We start from the raw sequence: 6,168 nt of genomic DNA, 5'->3' as shown, positions 1-6,168 counted from the left end.
GCAACGATCCGGATACCGACATCGCCGTGATCCAGATTCCGGCGCAGAATTTGACCGCGCTGTCGCTCGCCGATTCGAGCCAGTTGCGCGTGGGCGATTTCGTCGTCGCGGTCGGCAGTCCGTTCGGTCTGAGCCAGACCGCGACCTCGGGCATCGTCTCGGCGCTGTCGCGTACCGGCCTGCGCGGCCTCGGCTACCAGAACTTCATCCAGACCGACGCCTCGATCAATCCGGGCAATTCCGGCGGCGCCCTGGTCAACCTGCGCGGCGAACTGGTCGGCGTCAATTCGGCGATCTACTCGCCCTCGGGTGGCAATGTCGGCATCGGCTTTGCGATTCCGTCGAATCTGGCCAGCGATGTGATGCGCCAGCTGATCGCCACCGGCAGCGTCAAGCACGGCACGCTCGGCGCGCAGGTGCAGACGCTCACCGCGGAAATCGCGCGCATGCTTGGCAGCAAGACCGACCAGAAAGGCGCGGTGGTGACCCAGGTGCGACCCGAGTCGCCTGCCGCCGCAGCCGGATTGCAGCCCGGCGACGTGATCGTCGCGGCCAACGGCAAGCCGGTGCAGACCGAAGACGACGTCTACAACGCCGAAGGCATCGCCCCGATCGGCAGCGCGATCGAACTCAAACTGCTGCGCGAGGGCAAGCCGCTGACCCTGAGCGCGCGCCTCGCCGCCGAGGAGATCAGCAGCCTCGACGGCGCCAAGCTCGACGCGCGCATGGCCGGCGCCGAACTTGCCGACGTCAGCGAGCGCGTGCGGCGCAAGGACATCGGCGGCGTCAGCGTGCTGCGCATCGTCGCCGACAGCAACGCGGCAAAGAACGGCCTCAAGGCCGGCGATCTGATCTTCGGCGTCAATCAGGTGCGCATCAATACGCTCGCCGACTTGAAACCGCTGTCCGCACGCACGCCGCGCCAGTTGCAGCTGTCGATCGTGCGTGGCGGCGAACAGTATCTGCTGAACATGCAATAAGTCGGTAGTGGGTCAGTTTGAAATTCTTTTGTCCGTTCGTGGTGAGCCTTCGACAAGCTCAGACCGGGGTACGCTTCGCGTATCGAACCATGAGTGGCAATCCTGCGTGCCGTTCACCCTTCGATCCCACAGGGACTTCCTGCGGTCGTACCTCAGGGCGAACGGAGCATTATCTCAAACTGACCCACTACCAATAAGCCTGGACGATGCAGCGAAGACGGGACTAGGTGATAATGCCAGCCCGTTTTCTGCCGGCGGATCCAGACGTGAAATTAGTGTATAAGTATACTTCCACCCGCCTGCTCGGGCTGGTCGCCGTATTCGCCGTGGCCGCACTTAATCTCGACTGCGCGCAGGCGCAGGCCGCGGCGGCCAAACCTGCCCCGAGAAAAGCAGCGGCTGCCGTGGCCAAACCCAAGGCACCGCCTGCGGCAACGGCCATCATCTGGCGCGGCGACCGCGCCACCGAGCGCGGCTTCGTCGCCGATCTGGTCAAACAGTACGAATTGAGCAAGCTCGGCAAGGTAACGATGCAGCCGTTCAGCACGATCTCCGGCATCGATGCGGTGCACGAGGGCGGCGCCGATATTGCCGGCAGCGCGCGTCCGGCGATGCCCGGCCGCAGCGAGGAGACCGGCATGACGTTCTATCCGGTCGCCTGGGATGCGCTGGTGCCGATCACCTCGCCGAAGAATCCGGTCAACAATGTCACCTTGCAGGAACTGTATGAAATCTACCTCGGCCGCATGACCAGCTGGAAGGACTTGGGCGGCGCGGACGAGCCGATCAATCTTTACGCGGTGGCCGGCCCGCTCGACGGCGTTGAATACAGCCTGCGCGAACTGCTTTATCACCGCGGCGACCAGGCGGTGTCCGTGCCGCGCCTGTACCTCAACACGGTCAAGCTCGAAGACGGCATCACCATCGATCCGCATGGCCTCGGTTTCACCACGTGGTCGGCGGTGTACGCCAACAAGGCGATAAAGATTCTCAGCGTCGAAGGTTCCAGCGCGAGCACCGCGAGCATCGCCGACGGCAGCTACCCCTTGTATTCGGTTCTGTATCTGGCCTCGCGCGACGACGGCAAGAATCGCGAAGCGACGGAGAAGTTCATCAAGTACGCCAGTTCCGATGCCGGCAAGGCGATCATTCGCAAACACCAGCTGCTGCCCTACGACGACGCGCCGGACCTTGTCGCCAAGAGAGACCAGCGCGTGGCGTTTGTCGATGCGCACATCAGCGCCGCGCCAGTGGAGACACCGAAGCGCGTGTCCGCACCGAATGCGACCGCGGACTATCTGCTGCGCACCCAACCCAATTCCCTGGAAGCGCAGGCAGCCAAGCAGCGCGCGGCACAGGCGGCAGCAGACAAGAAAGCCGCCCAGGCGGCGGACAAGAGCAACTGAAACTGCGTCATGCGCGTACGCGCCATCACCTTCGATTTGGACGACACCTTGTGGCCGATCGCGCCGGCGATGGTCAATGCCGAGCAACGCCTGGACGCCTGGTTGCGTACGCATTGTCCGCGCAGCGCAGTCGCCTATCCGATCGAGGCGATGCGCACGCTGCGCGATCGCGTCGCCACCGACAATCCGCATCTGGCGCACGACTTCACCGCGCAGCGGCGCCTGTCGCTGCAAACCGCGCTGCTCGCGCACGGCTATGACGAGGGCCACGTCGAGGCGGCTTTCAGCGCGTTCTACGCCGCGCGCAATGAAGTGCAGTGCTACGCCGATGCGCTGCCGGCGCTGCAGCGGCTCGCCGCGCGTTATCCGCTGGCTGCGATCACCAATGGCAATGCCGACCTCGACGCGATCGGCCTGAATCATCTGTTCCGCTTCTGCCTTTATGCCAGCGACTTCGGTGCGGCCAAACCCGCGCCGGAAATTTTCCACGCCGCCTGCGCGCGCCTGGGCCTGCCGCCCGAAGCCGTGCTGCATGTGGGCGACGATCCAGAGCTCGATGTCGCCGGCGCGCACGCGGCCGGCATGCGCTGCGTCTGGCTCAATCGCGGTGGTGCATTGCATGCCCCAGCAGCCACGCCCGATCTGGTCGTACGCGATCTGGCTGAGCTTGCCGAAGTATTGGACCAATTCAGCGCAGCCGCCTGAATCCACAGCCGTCCGCGGCAGGTCGTGCCGCGTCGTCGCCAACCGTCGAGGACATCCCATGCAAGGCCTGATCGAAATCCAGCGCGCCGCGCACACCACGCCGCTGACGGCGGTGACCAAAGCTTCACTGCGCAACATATTGCCGAACCTCGGCAAGAGCATGACGCAGTGGATCGCGGCAAACGATTTCCGCGCCGAGCCCGGCACGTTCTGCCTGCTGCCAGACGCCAAGGGCGGCCTGAAACGCGTGCTCGCGGGTGTGGCCGCGGCTGACGATCTTTACGCGCTCGCCGGCTTGCCGCTCAGGCTGCCGCCGGGCAACTACCGCCTCAGCGAAGACGGCCTTGCGCTCGATGCTAAGCGCGCCGCGCTCGGCTGGGGGCTCGGCGCGTATCAATTCACGCGCTATCGCAAAGCCGCGCGCGCACCGGCCAAACTCGCGCTCGACACGCCAACGCTGCGCGCGATCGAGGCGCGCCTCGACGCCACGCGGCGCGTGCGCGATCTGGTCAACACGCCGACCGAAGAACTGGGACCGGCCGAACTCGCTGCCGAAGTGAAGTCGCTCGCGCAGGCGCACGCCGCGACCTATCGCGAATGGGTCGGCGACGACCTGCTCGCGCACAACTTTCCGACCATACACGCAGTCGGCCGCGCCAGTCACCGCGCGCCACGCCTGGCCGAACTGACCTGGGGCGATGCCAGGCATCCGCATCTCGTGCTGATCGGCAAGGGCGTGTGCTTCGACACCGGCGGCCTCGATCTCAAATCCGCCGATGGCATGCGCTGGATGAAAAAGGACATGGGCGGCGCGGCACATGCAATCGCGCTGGCCGAACTCGTGCTGCGCGCAAACCTGCCGGTGCGTCTGACCCTGTTGATTCCGGCGGTCGAGAACTCGGTCGCGGGCAATGCCTACCGGCCCGGCGAAGTGATCCGCACGCGTGGCGGTGTCAGCGTGGAGATCGACAACACCGATGCCGAGGGACGCCTCGTGCTCTGCGATGCGCTGGCGTACGCGAGCGATTCCAAGCCCGATCTGATCGTCGATTTCGCCACGCTCACGGGCGCAGCGCGCGTGGCCCTGGGCCCCGATTTGCCGGCGTTGTTCAGCAATCGCGAAGAACTCGCGCACGCGACGATCGCCGCTGGGCGCAAGGTTCAGGACCCGCTCTGGCATATGCCGCTATGGGCACCGTATCGCGCGCTGCTCGACTCGCGCATCGCCGATCTGGCCAATGCCAGCGTGTCCAAGCACGCCGGCGCGATCACCGCCGCACTCTACCTGGAACGTTTCGTGCCGCAGGCGACGCCGTGGATGCACCTCGACACCTACGCGTGGAACGACGCAGACAAACCCGGCCGGCCCGCCGGCGGCGAAGCGCTCGGCCTGCGCGCGTGCTTTGCGATGTTGACGGAGCGTTATCGCGCGTAGTTGTGTTTCCACAATGTTGCATTGTGGAAATTCTGCTCTTTGCTCGTCATTCCCGCGGCTCTCAACAGCGAAGCTGGTCAAGCGGGAATCCGGCATCCATGCCGTCGCCTGCGCGCCATCCTCTTGGACTGATCCACCGCGGCGGCGACGCTGCTTTTTGATCATGTTTTTGAACTGGCTTTTGACCTTTACCCCTTTGTCGCGGTGAGTGCATGGCGGAATCGCCCGCAGGGGCGCGCGCAGGAGGCGCGCGCGTTCGCGAACGTACATGGACGTACGTCAAGCGAACCCCGCCATGCGCTCACGCACTCGCACGGCTTTATCGCGCGAGCGCGACATCGGGGGCGGCGTCTTTTGGTTACTTTTCTTCGCTGCTGAAGAAAAGTGACTCGCTCGCAGCAGGCGAGTGAAAGCCTTTGCTTTTGGAAGAGCAAAAGCGAGGAACTGGATTCCGGCTTGACCAGCTTCGCTGTTGAGAGCCGCGGGAATGACGAGCAAAAGAATCCAGAGCGGAGCGGTCGAGTCAGTCGACCACATCCTTGCCGACCGTGGTGTGCGGCAGCACGCGTGCGGCAAGCTTGGTGTCGGCGTGCAGCAGGTCGACTTCGTCGGCGAGGACGTGCGCGGCTTCGTTGAGCACGACATCCTTCGCCGCCTTGCGCTTTTTCTCCTCGTCCAGATCGGACTTGAGGCTGCGCTCGTCGGCCTGCAGACCGTCGTCCTCGTTCGCGTTGTCGCCGGGGCCGCGCTTGACCATGTTCTTGGCCGCATTCGACTGCGCGATCAGCGGCTTGTCGACCGCTGCCTTGTCATTCGCCGCACCGACATTCGCGCGCGCGACGGAATTGGCGTCGCCGCCTTGATTGACCGGCGGTACTGCAGCGGTGGCAGTCGGCGAGGCTGACGAAACGTCCGCCAGTTCCGGATGCCGTTGCTTGCGCTTGGCCTCCTGCTCGTCGCGCTCCTGGCGGCGCGCCTGCTCGTTGAGCGAGATCGTGGTCTCCTTGCGCAGCTTGCGCGTATCGGCGATGTCGGCCTGCAGCGCCAGCCATTCCTTTTCGCTGGCGGTACGTTTTTCGTGGCGCGCTTCGAGCATCGGCACGATCGTTTTCAGATCGCCGGTCGGCACGTAGTCCGCGGCCGTGATCGAGGTCCACGGCAGCGCGTTGTCGTAGGACTGTTCACCATTCTGGTCGAAATCGCCGGTGACCGGGAACTTGATGTCCGGGGTGACGCCGCGCAACTGGGTCGAGCCGCCGTTGACGCGGAAGAATTGCGCAATCGTCATCTTCAGCTCGCCATAGGTCGGTTTTTCGTTACCGTGCATCTGGTCGAGATCGAGCAGGTTCTGCACCGTGCCCTTGCCGTAGGTCGGTTCGCCGATGATCAGGCCGCGGCCGTAATCCTGGATCGCCGCGGCGAAGATTTCCGAGGCCGAAGCCGAGTTGCGATTGACCAGCACCGCCAGCGGACCGCTCCACGCCATGCCGGCGTTCTGATCGTCTTCCGGCGTGATGCGCCCATCCGCACTGCGCACCTGCACCACCGGACCCTTGTCGATGAACAGGCCGGTGAGATCGGTCGCCTCGTTGAGTGAGCCGCCGCCGTCGTTGCGCAGATCGATGAGTACGCCTTCGACCTT

General features: G+C 64.8%; 5 protein-coding genes. 4 read left to right on the top strand and 1 reads right to left on the bottom strand.

All coding sequences use genetic code 11. The annotated features are described in order from the left end of the window. The 4 genes from VIE67_RS13295 to VIE67_RS13280 form a co-directional block, all read left to right on the top strand. The coding region (locus VIE67_RS13295; RefSeq protein ID WP_332026927.1) for a PDZ domain-containing protein at nt 1-980 on the top strand (980 nt) is incomplete at its 5' end. Nucleotides 981-1,246: 266 nt separating this feature from the next. Beyond that, nucleotides 1,247-2,386 (top strand): substrate-binding domain-containing protein, encoded by a 1,140-nt coding sequence (locus tag VIE67_RS13290; protein ID WP_332026926.1) that lies wholly within the window; start codon nt 1,247-1,249, stop codon nt 2,384-2,386. A gap of 9 nt (nt 2,387-2,395) precedes the next feature. Beyond that, nucleotides 2,396-3,091: an HAD family hydrolase gene (locus VIE67_RS13285; RefSeq protein ID WP_332026925.1), complete on the top strand. Its 696-nt coding sequence runs from the start codon at nt 2,396-2,398 to the stop codon at nt 3,089-3,091. Nucleotides 3,092-3,149: 58 nt separating this feature from the next. Continuing rightward, nucleotides 3,150-4,526 (top strand): leucyl aminopeptidase family protein, encoded by a 1,377-nt coding sequence (locus tag VIE67_RS13280; protein WP_332026924.1) that lies wholly within the window; start codon nt 3,150-3,152, stop codon nt 4,524-4,526. Between the two features lie 523 nt (nt 4,527-5,049). Here VIE67_RS13280 and VIE67_RS13275 read toward each other — a convergent pair. Next, nucleotides 5,050-6,168 (bottom strand): carboxy terminal-processing peptidase (locus VIE67_RS13275; RefSeq protein ID WP_332026923.1); only part of this gene is annotated, 1,119 nt, incomplete at its 5' end.

The sequence above is a fragment of the Rudaea sp. genome (assembly GCF_036560865.1).
In the GTDB taxonomy this organism is placed as follows: domain Bacteria; phylum Pseudomonadota; class Gammaproteobacteria; order Xanthomonadales; family Rhodanobacteraceae; genus Rudaea.
Note: the sequence above shows the minus strand (reverse complement) of the source record. Positions and strands in the feature narration are given on the sequence as shown.